We start from the raw sequence: 22,392 nt of genomic DNA, 5'->3' as shown, positions 1-22,392 counted from the left end.
TCACCTCCGGGGCCGTTCGGGCGCGGGCAGCGGCGGCACCTTGTGCGCGCCGAGCTTCAACTCGATCACGTTCGTCGCCAGCACGTGCGTCCGCGACTCCGCCAGGAACCGCTTCAGGTGCGGCTGGCGCCGGTGCGCGTCGAACGCGGCCTCGTCGCGGAACAGCTGGTACAGGATCCGCTGCGTGGAACTGCCGACCACCTCGTGCACGGCGCACACCACGGTGTCGGGCTCGGCGGCGCGCGCCGCCTTCACCAGCTCCGCGGCGAGCCGGTCGAACGCGCTCTCGCGCCCGTCCAGCAGCGTGTAGACGGTGATCTGGCCGCATGCGGCCGACAGGTCGCCGGCGGGACGGCCCGCGACGGCCGGCGCGGGCGCGCCCGGGTTCGCGGCGAGCGCCGCGGCGGCGGCCAGCGTCGAGTCGTCCAGCCCGTCGACGGCGGTCGCCCCCGCCGGGCCCTCCGGAAGCGGCTGCGCCCCGGACGGCTCCGGGAACCGCAGCTCCTCCGACGGCTGCTCGGGGAACCGCAGCTCGCCGCGGCGGCCGCCCGGGCGGTTGTCGGCGGGCGGCGTCGGCGCCGGAACGGGCTCGGCGGCGGCCCGCCGCCGACCCTCGTACGCGGGCTCCTCGTAGCCGGTCGCGGGCTCGTCCACGTACTCCCCGTCGAAGTCGTCGTCGTAGAAGTCGTCCTCGTCGTCGTAGACGGGGATCGTGCGCATCGAGCCGTACCAGACCAGCCCGGCCGCGCCGCCGAGCGCGATCGCCGCCAGCGGCCCGGGCAGGAACCCGCGGCTGCCGAAGAGCGCCAGCACCCCGGCGAGCGCCACCAGCGCCACCGGGATCAGCAGCTCGCCCGCCTCCCGGTCCCGCTTGCTCGCCATCCACGCGGTGAACGCGGTGCACGCCACCAGCCCCAACGTCGACACGACGTGCGCCCCGTCGACCAGCAGCAGCGGCAGCGCGTCGTAGGTGTCGCCGGGCTTCGGCAGCGACTTCCCGAGGTCGCCCTTGAGCGGGTCGAGCAGCAGGATGACGAGGGCGACGACCGTGTACGAGATGGTGAACAGCCACGCCCCGAACCGCACCTGGACGAACCGGGCGATCAGCTCGATCATCCCGAGCATCAGCCACAGCGGGGCGAGCAGCGCCGCACCGATCTCCACGACGCGGAAGAACAGGCCGTTGAACCCCGCCAGGAAGCCCACGGCCATCGACAGCAGGGCGAGCGACAGCCCGACCTGGGTGAACGACCAGGCGATCAGGTAGAGCAGCCGGTCCTTGTATGCGCGCGAGACCAGCAGCCACGTGGCGACTAAGGCGCCGCAGGCCGCGAGAAGCGCGAGAAGAGCACTGACCATCGTGGCCTTATGGTGCCCGATGCCGGCCCCAGACAGGTAACCCACCACACCCCGACCCCCACCCGCGGCCGACGGAGACCGCATCGCGTCGCTGGGGTGGCGGGGTCTCGGGCATTGCCTGGCGCACCTTTCGGTATCTAGAGTGACAAATCCCGCCGGAGGTCGCGTACGCCCCGAGGAGAACTGCATGAGCAGCTTGACCCTCGATGCCGGGGTCATCCCGCTTCCTCGGCGTTCCAGCGTTCCGTCCGTCCGGACCGGCGACCGGGCGGACGAGCTCGCGGACGACCGCGCGGAGATGCTGAAGGCGCTCGTGCTGCGCGCCCGGGACGGCGACGCGGAGGCGTTCGGGTCCCTGTACGACCACTACGTGGAGCTCGTCTACCGGTACGTGTACTACCGGGTGGGCAGCCATGCGCTGACCGAGGACCTGACGAGCGAGACGTTCCTGCGCGCGCTCCGCCGCATCCGCGACTTCCACTGGCAGGGCAAGGACTTCGGCGCCTGGCTCGTCACCATCGCGCGGAACCTGGTCGCCGACCACTTCAAGTCCGGCCGGTACCGCCTGGAGATCTGCACGGCCGAGCTGCTGGAGCCGGACCGCCCGCAGGAGGGGCCGGAACGGGCCGTCCTGGACTCGATGACCAACCGGACGCTGCTCGCCGCCGTCCGCCGGCTCGGGTCCGAGCAGCAGGAGTGCGTGGTGCTGCGGTTCCTGCACGGCCTGTCGGTGGCCGAGACCGCGCTGATCATGGGCAAGAAGACGGGCGCGATCAAGGCGCTGCAGTACCGCGCCGTCCGCTCGCTGGCCCGCATGCTCCCCGACGACCTGCGCTGAGCCGTCCGCGACACGCCCGGCCGCGCGGACGTCCCGCGGCGGGGCGCGACCGTAACCGGGGGCGGGCCACGCTCGTTGTCCGGGCAGGAAGGGAGCGTCATTGCGAAGCGGGCGAGCCAAGATCGTCAAAGGTAATCCCCTGGCCGACCTGCGGGCGCGCGCACCGGTCCCCGACCCGGCCTTCCGGGCGGGGCTGCGGGAGCGGCTGGTGTCGGCGGCGGCGCGGAGTGAGGACGGTCGCAATCGCGCCCGTGACGACGGCGGCGGCGGAGCCGTTGACTAGGCTTCCGCCCATGCGGCGATTCTGGCAGCGCGGCAAGAACCAGGACCCGGTGCGCGCGGGGAAGGTGGCCGCCGAGGCGGCCGTCGAACTCGAACCGCTCCCCGAGCCCGACCCGGCCGCGGCGGCGTTCTTCGACGTCGACAACACCATGATGCAGGGCGCGTCGATCTACTACTTCGCGCGCGGCCTGGCCCGCCGCAAGCTGTTCACGACCCGCGACCTGCTGATGTTCGCCTGGGGCCAGGCGGCGTTCCGGTTGCGCGGCACCGAGAACCACGAGCACATCGGCAGCGCCAAGGAGGCCGCGCTGTCGTTCGTCGCCGGGCAGCGTGTCTCGGGCATCGTGCGGCTCACCGAGGAGATCTACGACGAGGCGATGGCCGACCGCATCTGGCACGGCACCCGCACCCTCGCCCTCCAGCACCTGGACGCCGGGCAGCAGGTGTGGCTCGTCACCGCGACGCCCGTCGAGGTCGCCCGGACGATCGCGCACCGGCTCGGCCTCACCGGCGCGCTCGGCACCGTCGCCGAGACCCGCGACGGCGTCTACACCGGACGGCTGGTCGGGAACCTGCTGCACGGGCCCGCGAAGGCCGAGGCGGTCCGGGCGCTGGCGGAGCGGGAGGGGCTCGACCTGGCCCGGTGCTCGGCCTACAGCGACTCGATCAACGACCTGCCGATGCTGACCGCCGTCGGGCACCCGCACGCGGTGAACCCGGACGGCGGGCTCCGCGACCACGCGAGGGCGAACGACTGGCCCGTCCACGACTTCCGGACGGGGCGCAAGGTGACGATGGTCGCGCTGCCCGCCGCGGCGGGGGCGGGCGCCCTCGCGGGAGGCGTCGCGGCGGGCATGGCGCTGCGCAAGCACTACCGGTCGTGAGATGCCGTACCTGGCCCCCCGCGAGTGGTACGCCGCGCTCCCCACGGCGCACGTCTCCGCGGGCGCGCTGCTGACGGACGAGCGCGACCGGGTCCTGCTCGTGAAGCCGAACTACCGGCCGTACTGGCAGATCCCGGGCGGCAGCATGGACCCCGGCGAGGCGCCGCACCAGACGGCGGCCCGGGAGGTCGCCGAGGAGCTCGGGCTGCGGATCCGGGCGCGGCGGCTGCTCGTCGTCGACGTCGTCCCGCCCGACGCCGACCGGGAGCGCCCGATGCTCCACTTCGCGTTCGACGGCGGCACCGTCGCCGACCCGTCCGGGATCCGCCTGGGCGAGGACGAGCTGGACGCGTTCGGCTTCTTCACGTGGGAGGAGGCCGAGGCGCGGCTCGCCCGCGCGCTCGCGCCCCGCGTCCCCGCGGCGCGGCGGGCGCGCGAACAGGGCGGGACGGTCTACCTCCCGACATCCTGATCTTCCGGCGGCATGCCCGGTGTGTTAAAGATTGCGGCCATGGAAGAACGCTTCGAGGTCCGGCGGACGATCGCCGCGCCGCCCGCGACCGTGTTCGCGGTGCTCACCGACCCGCGCGGGCACGTCGCGATCGACAGCTCCGGCATGCTCCAGTCCGCCGAGGGCGAGCGGGTCGCGAAGGCCGGGGACAGGTTCGTCGTCCACATGGACCGCGAGTCCCTCAACGACTACCCGTTCGGCAAGTACGACGTCACGGTCGTGATCACCGAGTTCGAGCGGGACGCCCACATCCAGTGGACGATCGAGGGGCTCATCAAGCCGCCGATCCGGCACCTGTACGGCTACCGCGTCGAGCCCGCCGAGGAGGGCAGCCTCGTCACGTCCTACTACGACTGGAGCCGGATCGACGAGGAGTACCGCGGCAAGGGGATCTTCCCCGTCATCCCGGAGGCCGGCCTGCGCGCCACCCTCGGGATCCTCGCCCGGACGGTCGAGCAGCCGCCGCTCGACCTCGCCGCCCTCACGTCCGGGTAGCCCGCTTCCGCGGGCCCGCCCCCCTCGGCGGCCGAGGCGTCAGAAGAACGCGGGGCCGCGGCGCAGGCGGGTCTCGTGCAGCATCTGCTGGACGTTCTCCCGCACGTGGTCGGTGATCTCGAAGACCGTCATCGGGTCGTCCGCGTCGTCGGCGTCGTAGTCGTCGAGGTACATCGGCTCCCCGAAGGCGATCAGCCACTTGGACGGCAGCGGCAGGAGGCCCGCGGGCCCGAGCAGCGGGAACGTCGGCGTCACCGGGAAGTACGGCAGCCCGAGCAGCCGGGCCAGCGGGCGCAGGTCGGCGAGCTTCGGGTAGATCTCCTCGGCGCCGACGATCGCGCACGGGACGATCGGGACGCCCGCGCGCAGCGCCGTGCCGACGAACCCGCCGCGGCCGAAGCGCTGCAGCTTGTAGCGGTCCGCGAACGGCTTCCCGACGCCCTTGTACCCCTCGGGGAACACCCCCACGAGCTCGCCCTTGCCGAGGAGCCGCGCGGCGTCCGCCTGGCACGCGAGCGTGTGCCCCGCCTTGCGGGACAGGTGCCCGAGGACCGGCACCTGGTAGATCAGGTCGGCGCCGAGCAGCCGCACGTCCCGGCCCGCGTGGTCGTGCAGCGCGACCGTCAGCATCAGGCCGTCCAGGGGCAGCGTGCCCGAGTGGTTCGCGACGACGAGCGCGCCGCCGTCCGACGGGACGTTCCCGACGCCGGCCAGCTCGACCCGGAACCAGTGCTCGTACAGCGCGCGGGCGGCCGGCAGCAGCACCCGGCCGTTGAACTCGGGGTCGAAGCCGAACTCGTCGACCTCGTAGTCGCCGGTGAGGCGGCGGCCGAGGAACTCCAGGCCGGCCGCGACGCGGCGCTCGATGGAGCGTTCGAGGGACCGCGGCCCGCCGGACGTCCCGTCCCCGCCGCCGTTCGCGGGCGGGCCCTCCCGCCGGGCCGCGGGCCCGGGGCCGCGGCCCGCGTCCCCGCCGCCGTCCCGGTCGCGGGCCGCGGCGAGCGGGATGATCCGGGCGCCCTCGTCTGCCTCGTGGTGGGCGTTCATGGTGCGTCCCTTCCGTGGGGGAGCGATCCCCCACACCCCCGGTGACAACAGCGCTCATGCCCTGGCTCCACCCAAGCATGCCCGCGCCCGGCGGCGCGACGCCCTCCCCGGGGCGGCGCGCTCAGCGGCGGGGGCCCAGGACGGCGGCCAGCCGGCCGAGGGGGCCGCGGCCGTGCCCGCCCGCGGCGGTGAAGTCGGCGAAGGCGGCCTCGGTGCCGTACTTGGGACGCCAGGCCAGCGCGCGCGCCAGCGCCGACGTGTCGATCACCCGCCCGTAGGTGAGCCAGCGCAGCAGTTCGGGAGAGAAGCCGGACATGCCGGCGAACCGGCGGCCCATGCCGCCGGCCGCCGAGAGCGACGGGGCCGGGACCGGGACGGACGGCCGCCCGGCGCGGCGCACGGCCTGGGAGAGCAGCAGCACGCCGTCCCCGGCGACGTTGAAGCAGCCGGGGTGGTCCTCGACGGTCATGCGGCGCAGCACCTCGACGCCGTCGTCCTCGTGGACGAACTGGAGCCGCGGATCGAACCCGAGCACCGTCGGGACGACCGGCAGCGACAGGTACCGGGTGAACGGGGAGTCGACGCCGGGGCCGACGAAGTTCGCGAAGCGCAGCACGGACACGGTCAGGTCGGAGCGGCGGCGCATGAGGCCCCGCACGTAGCCCTCGACCTCGACCGCGTCCTTGGCGTACCCCGAGGAGGGGGCCTCGACGGGCTGGTCCAGCTCGGTGAAGACCGCCGGGTCCTTCGGCGAGGAGCCGTACACGGCCGCCGAGGACCGCACGACGAGCTTGCGCGCGTCCGGCGAGCGCTGGCACGCCGCGAGGAGCTGCATCGTGCCGATGACGTTGAGTTCCTTCACCTTCGTCCGCGGCACGGACGGGGACGTCACCAGGTTGAGGTGCACCACCGTGTCGACCCCGGCGGACGCGATCAGCTTCGCGATGCCGGGCGTCCGGATGTCCACGCGGACGAACTCGGTGCGGCCGAGCGGCGCCGCGGGCGGGACCGTGTCCGCCCCGATCACCCGCTCGATGCCCGGGTCGGCCTGCAGCGCGTGCGCGACCCGCGCCCCCAGGAAACGGGACACGCCCGTGACGAGGACGACACGGGCCGCGGGCGTGGACGACACTGTGGGCCCCATCCCCTACGGCCGGGCGGCCGGTGCGCTCACTTCTTGTTGCGGCGCTGGATGCGCGTCTTCTTCAGCAGCTTGCGGTGCTTCTTCTTCGCCATCCGCTTACGGCGCTTCTTGATGACAGAGCCCACGAGACCTCGCTCCGGCGTATCGGGTGATGTGCGGTCCGGACGTGCCGCGGGCGAGGTCGCTCGTCGGCTCACTCGGTGGTGCGCGCACGGTCCAGTGGTCAAGAGTACCGCCGTACCGGCGCGGATCATGCGTCGGCATGGCGGGAGGCGCCCGCGGAGAGGCGCCCGCGGGGCGGCGCGGACGCGGCGGCCGTCCGGCGCGCCCGTCCGGTGCGGGTGTCCGGCACCGCGCTCGGCACGGCACCGGACGCCGCTGTTTCCGCGGGGCGGGCGCGCGCGCCCGTCCCGTCCGGTGTCCTCCCGTCTCCGGCGGCCGCGCCGCCGGCGGGTCCCGTCCTTCAATCCCCGTCGTGCGGCCGGGTGCCGGCCCGGCGGCCGCCCCGGGCGCGGAGCCCGGCGGGCCGCCGCCCCGTCATCCGGCCTCGATGTACGCTTCGCGCAGGTAGTCGTGCACGGCCTGCTCGGGGACACGGAACGAACGGCCCACGCGGATCGCGGGCAGCTCGCCCGAGTGGACGAGGCGGTAGACGGTCATCTTGGACACCCGCATCACCGCCGCCACTTCGGCCACCGTCAGGAACCTGACCTCACTCAGAGGTCGCTCGCCTGAACTCATCGGACGCCCTCTTCCACACGTGCCGCGCACCGGCCCTTCGGGTGACTTTGATCACGCACGTGTACTTCCTCCAGCGTAAATCGCGTATCGCGCGTCGCAAGAGGGGATTCCACGCATTTCCGTCTCCGGACCTTGCCCGAGCGCCACAGTGCTGATACGCGGGCCGCGGCCGGCCCGGACGTGCCGCGCGGCGCGACCGTCCGATGTGAAGCGAAACCCCCGGCCGACCTGCGTCTCAGGCGCCACGGACCGTCCCGGACGAGCGCATGCGTCACGCCCGCCCGCCACGGTGACGCATCGTGACGAACGGGCGCGGGGAACCCCCGGGACGGGAGGGCTCAGTCGGCGGCGTTCAGCCCCGCGTGCCCCAGGATGTAGGCGGTCAAAGGGGCGTAATGGTGCGGGTTCACGCCGTCGTCGAGCGGGACGACCACGTCGACCTTGCCCTCGGCGGCGCCGGCGAACAGCGCCGGGTCGTTACAGTCCGCGAACCCGACGGTGTCGATGCCGGCCTGTCCGGCCGCTCCGGCCCACCCGTGGTCGGCGATGGCCAGATCCGGCCACAATTCCGGTTTAGCGTCCCCGGCTCCGCCGGACCCGCTACCGGCGGCGAGTTCGCGGAGCATCGCCTCCATCGGGTGCGGGTCGTGCGTGTGCTGGGTGCGGCCCTCCTCGCTCTCCAGCATCGCCACGCCCGGCTCGGCGTACACCAGGCGCCGCAGGTCCGCGCCGCCGTAGTCGGTGTCGATCTCGTACGTCCACCCGCGCGCGGGCGTCAGCACCGCGCACCCGGCGTCCAGCAGAGCGCGCGCGACGGCCTGGTAGAGGGGCGTGAGCGTGGCCGGGTGCCCGGTGGCGACCACCACGGTCTCCTTCCGCCGCGCCGCCAGCCCGATGCGCTCGCCCATCGCCTCCAGGGTGTCCAGGGTGATGTCCGGGTCGATGGTGTCGTCCCCGTACATGTGCCGGGAGTCGGGGTTGACGCCGCAGCGCTCGACCATCATCTCCAGCACCGACCGCTCGGTCCACGACGACTCGAACCGCAGGCCGAACTGGTAGTACGGGTGCCCGGCCGCCATCCGCCGGTAGTGCAGCAGGTTGTTCTGGCGCGGCGTCGCGACGTCCCCGGCGATCATCGTCCGGACCAGGTGCTTGCGCAGGTCCGCGCGCGCGGGCGTGTCCATCACTCGTCCGTCATCGGATCGAGTCCGTGCTCCGGGAAGACCGCCCGCCGCGTCGCGAGGATCGCCTGATCCACCGGATTCGCCGGGTCGTAGCCGTTCCCCCACCTGTGCACCTCCACCACGTCGGTCCCGTCCGTCATCCGGCGCGGGGCGATCTCCTCGGTCCGCAGCCGGACGAACGCGCGCCAGTCGTCCGGCGTCTCCGTCTCCGGCGGGATCGGCCCGCCCGCGGCCTCCGCGAGCAGATGCGTCCAGGTGCGCGGCACCACCTGCACCAGCTCGTATCCGCCGCCGCCGGTCGCGATCCAGCGGCCGTCCGCCGTCTCGTGCGCGAGCCGGTGCAGCGCGGCCGCCGCGGCGCGCTGGCCGTCCACGCTCAGCGTCAGGTGCGCCAGCGGGTCGAGCGTGTGCGCGTCGGCGCCGTGCTGCGTGACCAGCACCTGCGGCCGGAACCGGCGCAGCAGCGGCGGGACGACCGCGTCGAAGGCCCGCAGCCACTGCGCGTCCCCCGTGCCGGGCGGCAGCGCCACGTTCACCGCGGTGCCCGCGGCGCCCGTCTCGTTCGGGAACCCCGTGCCGGGGAACAGCGTGCGCGGCGACTCGTGCAGGCTGATCGTCAGGACGCGCGGATCGTCGGCGAACGCGATCTGCACGCCGTCGCCGTGGTGCACGTCCACGTCGACGTACGCGACCCGCTCGGCGCCCTGCTCCAGCAGCCACGCGATGGCGACCGCCGGGTCGTTGTAGACGCAGAACCCGCTGGCCGCGCCCCGCAGCGCGTGGTGCAGCCCGCCCGCGATGTTCGCCGCGTGCTCGGCCCGTCCGGTCCACACCGCCTCGGCCGCCGCCACCGACGCGCCCGTCACCAGCGCGGACGCGTCGTGCATCCCGAGGAACACCGGGTTGTCGTCGGTGCCGAGCCCGTGCCGCGGCTCCGGCAGCCCGGTCGCGCCCGAATGCCGGACGGACGCGATGTACGACTCCTCGTGCACCAGCCGCAGCAGCGCGTCGTCCGCGGGCTTCGGCGCGGCGACCCGCACGTTCGGACGGTCGAGGACGCCCAGCTCGCGCGCGAGCCGCATCGTCAGCTCGACCCGCACGGGGTTCATGGGGTGCCCGGGACCGAAATCGTAGGAGGTGAGCCGCTCGTCCCAGAGGATCTCGAGCCCGCACGGACCTGGGGCGTCGGGCGACGGAGGGGCGGAACTGCTCATGAGCTCACGCTATCGCGGCGCGCCTATGGCGTGGCTCACACCGAATCCGACTCCGTTTCCAACGTGTGACGTGGACAACGGGCCGGATTTGGGCATATATCTACCGGACCGCAAAGGAACACTGGAGGAACGATGGACCCGAGCGTACGCAGCCGTGTGATCAGCAACGCGCTCCGCCTCGGCCTCCAGCCGGTCAGGGACCGCATCCCCGGCCACGCCGGCGGCATCCGCACCGCCCGCTCCACCGTCGACGCCGCGTCCCTCCTGCTCCGCCACAGCCAGCGCGTCCGCGTCCACCCCCTCCACGACCCGGGCGTCGAGTCCGGCGAGCCGCCCGTCACCGGTGAATGGGTCGTCGCCCGCGACGCCGAGGCCGCGCCCGGCGCGGTCCTCTACCTGCACGGCGGCGGCTACGTCCTCTGCTCGCCCCGGACGCACCGGTCGATCACCGCGCGGCTCACCCTCGACACGAACCTCCCGGTGCTCGTCCCCCGCTACCGCCTCGCGCCCGAGCACCCGTTCCCCGCGCCGCTCGAGGACGCCGTGGCCGCCTACCGGTGGCTGCTGGCCCGCGGCGTCCCGCCGTCCGGCATCGTCCTCGCGGGCGACTCGGCCGGCGGGCACCTCGCGGCGGCCCTCACCGGCGAGATCTGCCGCACCGGCCTGCCGTCCCCCGCGGGGCTCGTCCTCTTCTCCCCGTGGGTCGACCTGACCTGCGAGCTCTCCGCGAAGGCCGAGGCCCGCGACCCCTACATCAGCGCGCGCTCCGCCCGCCGCGTCGCCCGGCTCGTCGTCGGCCCGGACGGCTTCGACGACCCCCGCGTCGCGCTCCTCACCTGCGCGTGGACGGACACGCCGCCCGTCCTGATCCAGGTGGGCGGCGCCGAGGTGCTGCGCCCCGAGGCCGAGGCCCTCGCCGACGCCCTCACCGCCGCGGGCGCCGACTGCGAACTCCAGGTGTGGAACGGCCAGATGCACGTCTTCCAGATGCTGAACCGCGTCCTGCCGGAGGCGAGCGCCGCCATGCGCGACACGGCCCGGTTCATCACGGAGGTCACCGCGCCCGGCCGCGCCGAGGCGGCCGCCTAGACCGGCTCGGGCTCCCGCTCCCGCACGGCCTGCGCGAACCCGGCGACCGCGGCGACCGCCGCGATTCCCTCGCCCACGAGGCTGAGCCACTTCTCCGTGTACCACATCGGGTCGTACATGTTCGGCAGCGGACCGAGCGCGCCCACGTCCACGTAGTGGTAGAGCAGCAGCGCCCCCACCGCGCTGCCCGCCACCGCGAACGCCAGCGCGTAGGCCCACCGGTTCCCGTACACCAGCACGACCACCGCGGCCACCGCCGCCACGGCCGCCTGCACCTGGAACAGCAGCTCCCCGGAGATCGACCCCCCTTGCAGGTAGGCCATGTCCGGCGCGTACAGCCAGTGCACGACCGCGTCGACCACCAGCCCGGCGGCCACGACCAAACGGATAACGAGTCCCATACCCCCGTACACGGACGAGCCCGTCCCCCGGCTCAACCATCCCGGTACAAAATTGAACTTTCCGCGCGCGTTCCGTGACGGCCGAGGTCAGAGCCGCCGATGGCGGCTAACTCCGGGACCACGGGCGCAGCTTCTCCGGGTTGCGGACGGTCCAGATGCGGGTGACGCGGCCGCCGGCGATGTCGAACGCGGCCACGGTGGTGACCGAACCGGCCTGCCGCGCCACCAGGCCCGGCATGCCGTTGACCGACCGCTCCAGCAGTTCCAGCCCCGGCGCCTTCTCGGCGATGGCGACCATGTACCGGGCGATGTCCGCGCCGCCCTCGATCGGGCGCAGCGCGGTGCGGGCCGCTCCGCCGCCGTCGGCGGTCATCACGGCGGCCGGGTCGAGGAGGTCCACGAGGGCCGCGATGTCCTTGCTCTCCCACGCCGCCTTGACCCGGCGCACCGTGTCGGCCTGCGCGGCCACCGGCGCCGGCGGCGGCGCGTCGCGCACCCGCCGCCGGGCGGAGGCCGCGAGCTGCTTGCACGCCGCGGGCGTCCGGCCGAGGATGCCCGCGATCTCGGCGAAGGAGTAGCGGAAGACGTCGTGCAGGACGAACGCCGCCCGCTCGGCGGGCGTCATCGTCTCCAGGACGACGAGGAACGCCATGGTCACCGATTCGTCCAGGACCATCTGGTCGGCGGGGTCGGTGGCGGCGCCCCGGCCCCGCTCGGCGTGATCGGGCAGCGGATCGGGCAGCCAGGCGCCGACATAGCGTTCGCGCCGGACCCGCGCCGAGCCCAGCACGTCCAGGCAGCGGCGGGCGGTCACCGTCGTCAGCCAGGCGCCGGGCGACACGATCCCGTCCCGCCGGCTCCGCGGCAGCGCGTACCAGCGCGTGTACGCCTCCTGCACGGCGTCCTCGGCCTCGGACAGCGAACCGAGCAGCCGGTAGGCGACGTTGACCAGCCGGCCCCGCTCACCCGCGACGTCACCGGCGCCCGCCCCGGCCGCCTCCATCCTTCGCCGCGCCCCCTCGCCTTACCTTTCGCGAGCCCGTTTCGTCGGGTTGGTGAGACCTTATCGATCTACTGCCTCCGGGCAGGTGAGGAGACCTCGCCATGGCACCCCGGGCGACGGCACGGCGCCGCACCTCGTTGCTGGAGATCGCGCTCGCCTTCCAGACCCTGACCATCTTCGTCCAGGCGGTCTCCGCCGGGCTGCTGCTCACCTCGTCCTACGGGGAGACGCTCCACAGCGCCGGGGCCCGCGTGATGTACGGGGCGTCGATGCTGTACGTGCTCGCGGCGGCGCTGGCGTGGAAGCCGGGCGGCGGCCCGCTCCGGCCCGTCGGGCACGCCTCCGGCTTCCTGGCCCTCGCATCGCTCCAGGTCGCGCTCGGGATCGCGCACGTGCCGTCGGTCCACGTTCCTCTGGGCGTCCTGATGTTCGGCCTGTCCGTCCTGGCGCTGGCCCGGCCCCGGAGCACCGGGACGGACGCCCCGGGACGAGTCGGCTGACGCCTCCTCGACGTCCGGGCGCTGGACGGCACCGGCTTCCTCTCCGGCGGCGCACGGGACTCGGCCGGGGCGCTCGGCGCCGCCGGGCGGGTCCCCGGTCGACGCGGGGTCAGCCGCTCGCGAGTTCGCGGCCCCGGTTGCGGGCGGCCTCGATCGCCTCGAGGACGGCCGCGCGGACGCCGTGGCGTTCGAGCTCGCGGATGGCGGCGATCGTGGTGCCGCCGGGGGAGGTGACGCCCTCGCGGAGCAGGACGGGGTGCTCGCCGGAGTCGCGGAGCATGACGGCGGCGCCGACGGCCGACTGGATCACCATCTCGAGGGCGGCGGCGCGGGGCATGCCGAGCAGGATGCCGGCGTCGACCATCGCTTCGACGAGGTAGTAGAAGTACGCGGGCCCGCTGCCCGAGAGGGCCGTCGCGCCGTCCTGGAGGGATTCGGGGATGCGGAGCACCTTGCCGACCGGGGTGAGCAGCTCCTCGGCCATGTGGAGGTGCGTCTCGTCGGCGTGCGCGCCGGCGGACACGACGCTCATCGCCTCGTCCACGTGGACGGGCGTGTTCGACATGACGCGGACGACCGGGGTGCCCTCGGGGAGGCGCTCCTCGATGAAGGACGCCGTGATGCCCGCGGCCATCGAGATGACGAGGCGGCCGGGCGGGACGTGCGGGCCGATCTCGGCGAGCAGGGCGCCCATGTCCTGGGGCTTGACGGCGAGGACGAGCGTGTCGGCCTTCGCGGCGGCCTGCGCGTTCGACACGATCTCGATGCCGTACCGCTCGCGGAGCAGCGCGGCGCGCTCCTCGCGGCGCGCGGTCGCCACCAGGTCGGACGGGCGGCGCCCGGCCCGCAGCACTCCCGAGAGCAGGGCCTCGCCCATCTTCCCGGCACCCAGAATCGCGATCATCGGCTCACCTTTCGACGCCGGTCCACCCTATCGCCGGGCCGGGGAGCGCAGGGCGAGGCGCAGGTTGGCGGGCCGCTCGGCGAGGCGCCGCATGAAGTACGCGTACCAGTCGCGGCCGTACGCGACGTACACGCGGACCTGGGCGCCCTCGGCGGCGAGGCGCCGCTGCTCCTGCGGGCGGACGCCGTACAGCATCTGGTACTCGAAGGTGCCGGCGTCGCGGGCGTGCAGGAGGGTGAGGGCCTCGGCGATCTCGATGAGGCGGGGGTCGTGGGTGGCGAGCATCGGGTAGCCCTTGCCGGCCATGAGGATCTTCATGCACCGGACGAACGACTTGTCGATCTCGTCCTTCTCGATGAAGGCGATCGACTCGGGCGCGGCGTACGCGCCCTTGCACAGGCGCACGCGGGAGCCCTCGTAGGCGAGGTCGGCGCAGTACTCCTCGGCGCGCCGCAGGTACGCCTGGACGACCGCGCCGACGGCGGGGTGGTCGCGCCGGAGTTCGTGGACGGCCCGGAGGGCGGCGTCGACCGTCTCGGGCTCCTCCATGTCGAGGGTGACGGTCGTCCCGGCGGTGGCGGCGGCCTCGCAGACGCGGCGGGCGTTGTCGAGGGCGAGTTCCTCGTCGAGGGCCTGGCCGACGGCCGTGAGCTTCAGCGAGACCTCCGCGCGCGCGCCGAGCCCTTCGTCGCGGAGGTGTTCGAGGAGCTCGCAGTACTTGCCGACGTTCGCCTCCGCGCGCTCCTTGTCGTGGACGTCCTCGCCGAGGACGTCGAGGGTGACGAGGAGGCCCTCGTCGGTGAGCCGCCCGGTGACGCGCGCCGCGTCGGCGGCGGTCTCGCCGGCGATGAAGCGGCGGGCGACGTCGCGGGCGAACGGCGCGTTCTCGACGATCCGGCGCGCGCCGCCGGAGTGCGACGCGGCCAGCAACGCCCGGCGGATCACAGGGCACCCCTCTCGGACGGCCTCAGGACCAGGTTACGAGACGGTCCCGAGGTTGTTCCCACCGCCGTACCGCTGGACGTACTGGGCCATCTCGGCGGTCTTCACCGACTCGAAGAGGACGGTCGCCTTCTGCGGGTCGAGGAAGACGACGCTCTGCTTCTGCACCATTCCGGTGCCCTTGTGCGGGGTCGTCAGGAAGGTGACGTCGGAGACGCGGACGCTGCGGAGGCTCAGCGCGAGGGAGCGGAGGTCGCCGCCGGACAGGCCCTCGTCGACGCTGATCGACTTGGTGAGCGCGGACAGGAACCGGTCGAGTTTGAGCGGGTTCGTCAGGGTTCCGCTGTCGGCGGCCTTCTTGGCGAGGGCCCGCAGCAGGGCCTGCTGCCGCTTCATCCGGTCGAAGTCGCCGTTCGGCAGGTTGTACCGCTGCCGGACGAACAGGAGCGCCTCCTCGCCGTCCAGCTCCTGCGGCCCGGCCTGCCAGTTCACCTTCCGCGCCGGGTCGTACACGCTGTTCTTGATGTTGACGGTGACGCCGCCGAGCGCGTCCACCATCGACTCGAACCCGGCGAAGTCGATCGCGCCGTAGTGGTCGATGCGGACGCCCGTCAGGCCCTCGATCGTCTGGATCAGCAGCTTCGGGCCGCCGAACGAGAACGCGGCGTTGATCTTCTGCTTGCCGTAGCCGGGGACGTCCACCCAGGAGTCCCGCGGGAACGAGATCAGGTACGCCTTCTTGCGGTCGGCCGGCAGGTGCATGAGCATGATCGTGTCGGTGCGCTGCTCGCCGGGCTTCCACGCGTCGTTGCCCGCGCCGGTCGTCTGCTCGTCGGACCGCCGGTCCGAGCCGACGAGCAGCCAGTTCTCGGTGCCCGCGACGTTCGGGCCGGGCCGGTTCGCCTCCGGCATGACGCCCTGGATGCGGTCGATGTTGCCGTTGTAGGACGACTGGCGCTGCCACACCAGGCCGCCCGCCCCCGCGACGATCAGCGCGACGAACACGCCGATGGCGATCAGCACGCGCGGCCAGCGCTTCTTGCGGGGCGTCCCGTCGTTGTCGCCCGAGCCCCAGAAGACGTCGTTCTCCGCGGCGCCGCCGCCGTCCGCGCCGCCGTCCGGCCCGTTCCGCGGGGGCGGGCCGTCGGGGTTCGGGGAGGCCGGGGTGCCGGGCACATCCTGGGGTGTCATGTCGGGAGAAGGTACCAGCCCGCGCCGGGCGAGAAGGGGCACTTGAGGCCAAGTGTCCGGTTCAGGCGAGCGGGCCGCGCGGACGGCCGGACGGACGGGTCAGGCGGTGCGGCGGCGCAGGGTGACCGCGCCCAGCAGCAGCGCGACGACCGTGCAGCCGGCGATGACGGCGACGTCGGCGGCGAGCGTCCCGGTGAAGCCGCTCCCCGCGGCGATCTCCTGCATGCCCTCGACGGCGTACGTCAGCGGCAGGACGGCCGAGACCGCCTCCAGCCACGGCGCCATCTGGTCGCGCGGCATGATCAGCCCGCACAGCAGCGCCTGCGGCAGGACGAACGCCGGCATGAACTGGACGGCCTGGAACTCGGTGCGCGCGAACGCGCTGGCGAACAGGCCGAGCGCCATGCCGAGCAGCGCGTCCAGCACGGCGACGAGGACGAGCGGGCCGAGGGAGCCGCCGAGGTCGAGGCCGAGCCACGTCAGCGAGACCGCCAGGACCGCGCCGACCTGGACGAGCGCGACGAGCCCGAACGCGAGCGCGTAGCCGAGCAGCAGGTCGAGCTTGCCGAGGGGCATGGTCATCAGCCGTTCGAGCGTCCCGCTCGTGCGCTCGCGGAGCGTCGCGACGCTCGTCACGATGAACATGATCGTGAACGGGAACAGCCCGAGCAGCATCGGGCCGACCCGGTCGAACAGCTCGGGACGGTCGAACACGTACCGGAGCAGGACCATCAGGACGGACGGCACGAGGACGAGCAGCGCCAGCGTGCGGCGGTCGCGGCGGAGCTGCGCGAGGATGCGGCGGGTCGTGGCCAGCGTGATCGCGAGGTTCATGCCGCGCTCCCGGACGTCTCGGCGATCAGGTGCAGGAAGGCGGCCTCGAGGTCGTCGGCGCCGGTGCGGGCGCGCAGGCCGTCGGGGGTGCCGTCGGCGAGGAGCCGCCCCTCGCGCATGAGCAGGAGCCGGTCGGTGCGGCCCGCCTCGTCCATCACGTGGCTGGACACGAGCAGCGTCGTGCCCCGGTCGGCGAGGCCGCGGAACAGCTCCCACAGCTCCTGCCGCAGCACCGGGTCGAGGCCGACGGTCGGTTCGTCCAGCACGAGGAGGTCGGGGGAGCCGAGCAGCGCGACGGCGAGGCCGGCGCGGCCGAGCTGCCCGCCGGACAGCGTCGCGGCGACCTGGTCGCGGCTGCCGGCGAGCCCGACCTCGGCGATGACGCGGTCGGCGTCCGAGCGCGGCGCGCGCAGGACGGACGCGAAGTAGCGGAGGTTCTCGGCGACGGTCAGGTCCGCGTAGACGGCGGGGCTCTGCGTCGCGTACCCGACGCGGCGCCGCAGCGCGGGCGACCCGGCGGGCTCGCCGAGCACGGTGACCTCGCCGCCCGCGACGATCTGCACGCCGACGAGCGCGCGCAGCAGCGTCGTCTTGCCGCACCCGCTCGGGCCGAGGAGCCCCACCACGGACCCCGGCGGCACGTCGAACGTGAGCCCGTGCAGGACGTCCCGTCCGCCGCGCGCCACCCGGAGGCCGCGGACGCTCACCGCCGGAGCAGAACTCATCATGTGTTGAATTTAAGTCGGCGCGGGATCCCGGTCAAGACGCTCGGAAGGTCGGGCGGTCAGCCCAGATACGACTGCAGGACGGGCGCGACGAGCTCGACCATCTCGTCCTCGGAGGCGGACGCCAGCGGCTCGACCCCCAGCACGTACCGCAGGATCATCAGGCCGATCATCTGCCCGGCCGCCGCCTGGAGCCGCAGCCGCGGGACGTCCGCCGCCGCGCCCGCGCGGGCGAACAGGGCGCTGCTCAGGAACTCCCGCAGCAGCGCCGCCGCGCGCTCGTTCGTCATCGCGGAGCGCAGCATCGCCAGGAGGGGGGCGCGGCGGTCCGGGTCCTGCCAGACGCTCAGGAACACGCGCGCCATCGCCTCGCCGCGCCGCTCCCGCGGCGCGGCCATGATGCGCGGCAGCAGGACCGCCGGGTCCACCGGGAAGCGCATCGCCTCGACGAACACGCCCTCCTTGCCGCCGAAGAAGTGGTGGACGAGCGCCGGATCGACGCCCGCGGCCCGCGCGATCGCCCGCAGCGACGCCCCGTCGTAGCCCTTCTCGGCGAACAGCTCGCGGGCCGCGGCGAGGATCGCCTCGCGCGTCTCCGTCTGCCCCGGCCGCCGCCCCGGCCCGCGCGGGCCGCGCGGCGCGCGCGTCCCGGGGGAGGTCACCGGGCGCTCCGGCGGCTGATCTCGCCGCCGGAGGTGACCTCCCAGGTGCGGTCGGCCGCGGCGAGGTGCAGGCGGGCGAACGCGAGCGCCTCGGCCAGGTCCTCGACGCGCTCGGCGCGGTTGGACGCGCGCCGCGTGTTGACCTCCAGGACGATGTGCCCGCGAAACCCGGTCTCGGCGAGCGTCTCCAGCATCGGCCCGCACGGCTGCGAGCCCCGCCCCGGGACGAGGTGCTCGTCCTTGTTCGTGATGCCGACGCCGTCCGCCAAGTGGATGTGGCGGAGCCGGTCGCCGAGCTGCCCGGCCATGTCCAAAGCGTCCGACCCGGACACCGCCGTGTGCGACAGGTCGAGCGTCACGTGCGGGTAGTCCTGGTCGATCGGGTTCCAGTCGGGCAGGTACATGCCGGCCTCGGCGCCGCGCGCCTTCAGCGGGAACATGTTCTCGACCGCGAACAGGACGTCCGTCTCGTCCTGCATGCGGGCGAGGCCGCCGACGAAGTCGCGCGCGTAGTCGCGCTGCCAGCGGAACGGCGGGTGCACGACCACGACCTCGGCGCCCAGCTCCTCCGCGACCTCTTTGGAGCGCACCAGCTTGCCCCACGGCTCCCGCCCCCACACCCGCTGGGTGAGCAGCAGGCAGGGCGCGTGGATCGACTTGATCGGGACCTGGTGGTAGTCGGAGAGGCGCCGCAGGACGTTGAGGTCCTGTGAGGACGCGTCCGTCGAGACCATCACCTCGACGCCGTCGTAGCCGAGCAGGGCGGCGATCTCGAACGCGCTCGGCACCTTCTCGGGGTAGACCGACGCGGTGGACAGCGTGATCGGAGCGTCGGGCACCCGGAGTGCCGGAGAGAAGGCGCCGTTGTGCTGCGGGGTCAAGGCTTCCTCGCCACAGTGATCGCTCGGCAGTGTTCGTACGGAAAGCCTATGCGCCCGGAGCCGCGTTGAAACCCTCGCCCCGGAGTGATCCGAATCGCCCGGCTACGCTCTGTCCCCGTGGCCGAGATCGCTCCGGGCGCCGTGCCGAGCCCCAACATCTGGAACTCCCCGCAGGTCTACGAGCTGGAGAACCGGGCGGTGGACCCCGACGGGGTCCTGCCCGCGGCGATGCGCGCGATCCGGCCGTGGACCGGCGCGACCGTCCTCGACGTCGGCTGCGGGACCGGCTACCACCTGCCGTTCTTCGCCGAAGAGGCCGCGCGCGTCGTCGGGGTCGAGCCGCACGCGGGCCTCGCCACGGCCGCCGCGCGCCGCGCGAGGGACGCGCCGAACGTCGCCGTCCGCGTCGGTTCCGCGCAGGCCCTGCCGCTGCCGGACGCCTCCGTCGACATCGTCCACGCGCGCTGGGCGTACTTCTTCGGGCCGGGCTGCGAACCGGGGCTCGCCGAACTGGACCGGGTCGTCCGGCGCGGCGGGGCGGTCTTCGTCATCGACAACGACGCGACCCGCTCGACGTTCGGCCGCTGGTTCCGCCGCTCCCTGCCGAAGTACGACCCGGACGCGGTCGAGCGGTTCTGGACGCGCCGCGGGTTCGCGCGCGAGCCGCTGACGATCCGCTGGCTGTTCGACGACCGCCGCGACCTGGAGGCCGTCGTGCGCATCGAGTTCCCGCCGGAGCTCGCGGCCGACGTCCTGGCCGAGCACGCGGGACTCGAAGTGGACTACGCGGTCAATCTATGGTGGCGTTACGCGTGAGTTACTGACTGGTCGGTCACATTCGGGGCCCGCCCCTGGCCCTACTGGACCACCTGTACAACAATCGGCGCAGGCGTTCGCGCCGCCCCGCCCGGCGTGCGCGACCTGAGGGAACGGGAGGAACCGGCCATGGGCCGAGTCGCCACGACGAGCCGCACGATCCTGACCGCCACCGCGCTCGGCGCGGCCGGAGCGGGCGCCGGACTGGCCGCGCAGCGCCGCGCCGTCCGCCGCCTGCAGCTGCGCCCCGACCCGCACGCCGGGGAGCCCTTCGGCTCGCTGCGCGGCCGCCCCACCCCCGTCCGCGCCGACGACGGCACCCGCCTCTACGCCGAGATCGACGGCGCCGACCGCACCGACCTCGCCGTCGTCTTCTCCCACGGCTGGACCCTCACCCAGGACTCCTGGCACTTCCAGCGCAAGGCCCTGCGCGGCCTCGGCCGCCTCGTCTTCTGGGACCAGCGCGGCCACGGCCGCTCCGACGACGGCGCCCGCGACCGCCACACCCTCGACCAGCTCGCCGCCGACCTCGCCGCCGTCATCGACGCGACCGTCCCCGCCGACACCCCCGTCGTCCTCGTCGGCCACTCCATGGGCGGCATCACCACCATGCGGTTCGCCGACGCGCACCCCGACCTCATGGGCCGCAAGGTCCTCGCCACCGGGCTGCTCTGCACGTCCTCCGGCGGCCTCGGCGAGGTCACCCTCGGCCTGCCCGCCGCCATCGCCCGCGTCACCCAGCGCCTCCTCCCCCGCGCCCTGCACGCCGCCGGCGCCGGCTCCTCGGCCATCGAACGCGTCCGCCACCTCGGCCGCGCCGCGTCCATGCTCGTCGAGGACCTCGTCGCCTTCGGCCCCGACGCCTCCCCCGCCGCCGTCGCGTTCGGCGAGCAGATGATGGCCGACACCCGGATGGACGCCCTCGTCGACTTCCTCCGCTCGATGATCACCGCCGACGTGATCAGCGACTGCGCGTCCCTCGGCGCCGCCGACACGCTCGTCATCGGCGCCGAGAACGACATGCTCACCCCCGTGGAGCACAGCCTCAAGATCACCGACTGCGTCCCCAACGCCCGCCTGGAGGTCGTCCCCACGGTCGGCCACATGGCGATGCTCGAACGCCCCGCCGTCGTCTCCGACCACCTGGCCGACCTCATCGAACGCACCCGCAAGAACGCCTCCTGACGCCCGAGCGCGGCTGGGAACCCGCCCGCGCCCGCCCACCCGCGGACCGGGCGGGGCCGGGCGGGGGGCGGGTGTCGGTGGGTGGCCTTAGGCTTCGTCGCTATGGCTAAGGCGAAGGCGGCCAAGGCGGCGTACCGGTGCTCCGAATGCGGGTGGCAGACGTCCAAGTGGGTCGGGCGGTGCGGCGAGTGCCAGACGTGGGGCACCGTCATCGAGGGGGCGTCGGCGACGCCCGCGCGGGTGGTCAGCGCGGGACCGGTGAGCACGCCCGCGCGGCCGATCGGGCAGGTCGACGTGCGGTCGGCGCAGACCCGGCCCACCGGGCTGGACGAACTCGACCGGGTGCTCGGCGGCGGGATCGTCCCCGGGGCGGTTCTGCTGCTCGCGGGCGAGCCCGGCATCGGCAAGTCGACGCTGCTGCTGGAGGTCGCGGCGCTCGCGTCCCAGAAGGGCGACGACGGCGCGGCGAAGCGCGTCCTGTACGTGACGGGCGAGGAGTCGGCCGAGCAGGTGCGGCTGCGGGCCGACCGGGTCGGCGCGATCACCGACGAGCTGTACCTCGCCGCCGAGACGGAGCTGTCGGCGGTGCTCGGGCACGTCGACGCGGTGGAGCCGACGCTGGTGGTCGTCGACTCGATCCAGACGATCGGGACGTCCGAGGTCGACGGGGCGCCCGGCGGCGTCACGCAGATCCGGGAGGTCGCCGCGAACCTCATCCGGGTCGCGAAGGAGCGCGGCATCACGGTCGTGCTCGTCGGGCACGTCACGAAGGAGGGGGCGATCGCGGGCCCGCGGCTGCTCGAGCACCTCGTGGACGTCGTCCTGTACTTCGAGGGCGACCGGCACTCGCGGCTGCGGATGATCCGCGCGGTGAAGAACCGGTACGGGCCCACGGACGAGCTGGGCTGCTTCGACCTGTCGGAGGTCGGCATCGTCGGGCTCCCGGACCCGAGCGGCCTGTTCCTCACCCGGCGGGACGAACCGGTCCCGGGGACGTGCGTCACCGTGACGCTGGAGGGGCGGCGGCCGCTCGTCGCCGAGGTGCAGGCGCTCGTCGCGAAGTCGCACCTGCCGTCGCCGCGGCGGGCCAGTTCGGGTCTCGACACGTCGCGGGTGGCGATGGTGCTGGCCGTCCTCGCGCAGCGCTGCAAGATCTCGATGCACGAGCAGGACGTCTACGTGTCGACGGTCGGCGGCGTGCGGCTCACCGAGACGTCCGTCGACCTGGCGCTCGCGCTGGCCGTCGCCGGCTCGACCGTGGAGCAGTCGCTGTCGAGCAGCCTGATCGCGCTCGGGGAGGTCGGGCTGGCCGGGGAGGCGCGGGTGGTCCCGGGGGTGCAGCGGCGGCTCGCGGAGGCCGCCCGGCTCGGGTTCAAGCACGCGGTGGTGCCGCGCGGGTCGCTGGAACTCGCGGACGGTTCGCCGCTGAAGCGCGCCGACCCGCAGCTGTCCAGTTACGAGGGCATGAAGGTGATGGAGGTCGACAGTCTGCAGCAGGCGCTGCAGGTCGCCTTTACCGCGCCGTGACGCGGGTAGCGCCAGAGTATTACCCGGTGCGGC

25 protein-coding genes are annotated in these 22,392 nt (G+C 73.7%); 9 read left to right on the top strand and 16 right to left on the bottom strand.

The window, feature by feature from the left end; genetic code table 11:
- Positions 1-1,359, bottom strand: a complete 1,359-nt coding sequence (locus tag H505_RS0119285) for a putative quinol monooxygenase (RefSeq protein ID WP_026403286.1) — start codon at positions 1,357-1,359, stop codon at positions 1-3.
- Between the two features lie 187 nt (positions 1,360-1,546).
- Between H505_RS0119285 and H505_RS0119280 the strand changes: the two genes are divergently transcribed.
- From H505_RS0119280 to H505_RS0119265, 4 genes are all read left to right on the top strand, one after another.
- Positions 1,547-2,197, top strand: coding sequence for a sigma-70 family RNA polymerase sigma factor (locus H505_RS0119280; protein WP_026403285.1), 651 nt, complete (start codon positions 1,547-1,549; stop codon positions 2,195-2,197).
- A gap of 293 nt (positions 2,198-2,490) precedes the next feature.
- Entirely contained in the window at positions 2,491-3,363 is an 873-nt protein-coding gene (locus tag H505_RS0119275; RefSeq protein ID WP_026403284.1) for an HAD family hydrolase, read from the top strand.
- A 1-nt stretch (position 3,364) separates the two neighbouring features.
- On the top strand, positions 3,365-3,835 hold the full coding sequence (locus H505_RS0119270; protein WP_026403283.1) for an NUDIX domain-containing protein: 471 nt from the start codon (positions 3,365-3,367) through the stop codon (positions 3,833-3,835).
- Between the two features lie 39 nt (positions 3,836-3,874).
- On the top strand, positions 3,875-4,369 hold the full coding sequence (locus tag H505_RS0119265) for an SRPBCC family protein (RefSeq protein WP_034518651.1): 495 nt from the start codon (positions 3,875-3,877) through the stop codon (positions 4,367-4,369).
- 39 nt (positions 4,370-4,408) lie between these two features.
- Here the strand turns inward: H505_RS0119265 and H505_RS42985 are convergent, their stop codons facing one another.
- From H505_RS42985 to H505_RS0119235, 6 genes are all read right to left on the bottom strand, one after another.
- Positions 4,409-5,416, bottom strand: coding sequence for a lysophospholipid acyltransferase family protein (locus tag H505_RS42985; protein WP_084550511.1), 1,008 nt, complete (start codon positions 5,414-5,416; stop codon positions 4,409-4,411).
- A gap of 121 nt (positions 5,417-5,537) precedes the next feature.
- On the bottom strand, positions 5,538-6,548 hold the full coding sequence (locus H505_RS42980) for an NAD-dependent epimerase/dehydratase family protein (RefSeq protein ID WP_245592571.1): 1,011 nt from the start codon (positions 6,546-6,548) through the stop codon (positions 5,538-5,540).
- Between the two features lie 38 nt (positions 6,549-6,586).
- Positions 6,587-6,685 carry a 30S ribosomal protein bS22 gene (locus H505_RS49060; RefSeq protein WP_018654693.1) on the bottom strand — a complete coding sequence of 33 codons (99 nt, stop codon included), beginning with the start codon at positions 6,683-6,685 and terminating at the stop codon, positions 6,587-6,589.
- A 412-nt stretch (positions 6,686-7,097) separates the two neighbouring features.
- Entirely contained in the window at positions 7,098-7,301 is a 204-nt protein-coding gene (locus tag H505_RS0119245; protein ID WP_026403281.1) for a helix-turn-helix domain-containing protein, read from the bottom strand.
- Positions 7,302-7,639: 338 nt separating this feature from the next.
- A complete protein-coding gene (locus tag H505_RS0119240; protein WP_026403280.1) occupies positions 7,640-8,485 on the bottom strand; it encodes a phosphatase in 846 nt (281 codons plus the stop codon).
- The gene (locus tag H505_RS0119235) at positions 8,485-9,699 is read right to left on the bottom strand and encodes an acetoin utilization protein AcuC (RefSeq protein WP_051300886.1); all 1,215 of its coding nucleotides are present in this window, start codon (positions 9,697-9,699) and stop codon (positions 8,485-8,487) included. The genes H505_RS0119240 and H505_RS0119235 overlap by 1 nt, the downstream gene beginning before the upstream one ends.
- Before the next feature lie 132 nt (positions 9,700-9,831).
- Here H505_RS0119235 and H505_RS42975 point away from each other — a divergent pair, with 132 nt between their 5' ends.
- Positions 9,832-10,788: an alpha/beta hydrolase gene (locus H505_RS42975; RefSeq protein ID WP_084550508.1), complete on the top strand. Its 957-nt coding sequence runs from the start codon at positions 9,832-9,834 to the stop codon at positions 10,786-10,788.
- Here H505_RS42975 and H505_RS0119225 read toward each other — a convergent pair.
- Together H505_RS0119225 and sigJ are read right to left on the bottom strand one after the other, a co-directional pair.
- On the bottom strand, positions 10,785-11,165 hold the full coding sequence (locus H505_RS0119225; protein WP_169528846.1) for a hypothetical protein: 381 nt from the start codon (positions 11,163-11,165) through the stop codon (positions 10,785-10,787). The genes H505_RS42975 and H505_RS0119225 overlap by 4 nt on opposite strands.
- A 130-nt stretch (positions 11,166-11,295) precedes the next feature.
- The gene (gene sigJ / locus H505_RS0119220) at positions 11,296-12,192 is read right to left on the bottom strand and encodes an RNA polymerase sigma factor SigJ (RefSeq protein ID WP_026403277.1); all 897 of its coding nucleotides are present in this window, start codon (positions 12,190-12,192) and stop codon (positions 11,296-11,298) included.
- Positions 12,193-12,293: 101 nt separating this feature from the next.
- On the opposite strand from sigJ, the gene H505_RS42970 reads away from it, so the two are divergent.
- Positions 12,294-12,692, top strand: coding sequence for a hypothetical protein (locus H505_RS42970; RefSeq protein WP_051300885.1), 399 nt, complete (start codon positions 12,294-12,296; stop codon positions 12,690-12,692).
- A 109-nt stretch (positions 12,693-12,801) separates the two neighbouring features.
- On the opposite strand, the gene proC is transcribed toward H505_RS42970, so the two are convergent.
- The 7 genes from proC to H505_RS0119180 all read right to left on the bottom strand — a co-directional run bounded on the left by proC (position 12,802) and on the right by H505_RS0119180 (position 18,831).
- Positions 12,802-13,596: a pyrroline-5-carboxylate reductase gene (proC, locus tag H505_RS0119210; RefSeq protein ID WP_026403276.1), complete on the bottom strand. Its 795-nt coding sequence runs from the start codon at positions 13,594-13,596 to the stop codon at positions 12,802-12,804.
- A gap of 27 nt (positions 13,597-13,623) precedes the next feature.
- Entirely contained in the window at positions 13,624-14,541 is a 918-nt protein-coding gene (locus H505_RS0119205; protein WP_026403275.1) for a proline dehydrogenase family protein, read from the bottom strand.
- A gap of 33 nt (positions 14,542-14,574) precedes the next feature.
- Entirely contained in the window at positions 14,575-15,729 is a 1,155-nt protein-coding gene (locus H505_RS42965; protein ID WP_084550504.1) for an LCP family protein, read from the bottom strand.
- 99 nt (positions 15,730-15,828) lie between these two features.
- Positions 15,829-16,563 (bottom strand): ABC transporter permease, encoded by a 735-nt coding sequence (locus H505_RS0119195; protein WP_026403274.1) that lies wholly within the window; start codon positions 16,561-16,563, stop codon positions 15,829-15,831.
- Complete coding sequence (locus H505_RS0119190; RefSeq protein WP_026403273.1) at positions 16,560-17,291, bottom strand: ABC transporter ATP-binding protein; 732 nt, start codon at positions 17,289-17,291, stop codon at positions 16,560-16,562. The genes H505_RS0119195 and H505_RS0119190 overlap by 4 nt, the downstream gene beginning before the upstream one ends.
- Positions 17,292-17,347: 56 nt before the next feature.
- Entirely contained in the window at positions 17,348-17,950 is a 603-nt protein-coding gene (locus tag H505_RS42960; protein ID WP_034518644.1) for a TetR/AcrR family transcriptional regulator, read from the bottom strand.
- A complete protein-coding gene (locus H505_RS0119180) occupies positions 17,947-18,831 on the bottom strand; it encodes a sugar phosphate isomerase/epimerase family protein (RefSeq protein ID WP_026403272.1) in 885 nt (294 codons plus the stop codon). The genes H505_RS42960 and H505_RS0119180 overlap by 4 nt, the downstream gene beginning before the upstream one ends.
- Before the next feature lie 117 nt (positions 18,832-18,948).
- Here H505_RS0119180 and H505_RS0119175 point away from each other — a divergent pair, with 117 nt between their 5' ends.
- The 3 genes from H505_RS0119175 (at position 18,949) to radA (ending at position 22,359) form a co-directional block, all read left to right on the top strand.
- The gene (locus tag H505_RS0119175) at positions 18,949-19,647 is read left to right on the top strand and encodes a class I SAM-dependent methyltransferase (RefSeq protein ID WP_026403271.1); all 699 of its coding nucleotides are present in this window, start codon (positions 18,949-18,951) and stop codon (positions 19,645-19,647) included.
- Positions 19,648-19,776: 129 nt separating this feature from the next.
- Positions 19,777-20,832 carry an alpha/beta fold hydrolase gene (locus H505_RS0119170; RefSeq protein WP_026403270.1) on the top strand — a complete coding sequence of 352 codons (1,056 nt, stop codon included), beginning with the start codon at positions 19,777-19,779 and terminating at the stop codon, positions 20,830-20,832.
- A gap of 102 nt (positions 20,833-20,934) precedes the next feature.
- Entirely contained in the window at positions 20,935-22,359 is a 1,425-nt protein-coding gene (radA, locus tag H505_RS0119165; protein WP_026403269.1) for a DNA repair protein RadA, read from the top strand.
- The last annotated feature ends 33 nt before the right edge of the window (positions 22,360-22,392 follow it).

It is taken from the genome of Actinomadura rifamycini DSM 43936 (assembly GCF_000425065.1).
GTDB lineage: Bacteria > Actinomycetota > Actinomycetes > Streptosporangiales > Streptosporangiaceae > Spirillospora > Spirillospora rifamycini.
The sequence above is the reverse complement of the archived record's forward strand: the minus strand, read 5'-3'. Positions and strand labels throughout refer to the sequence as shown.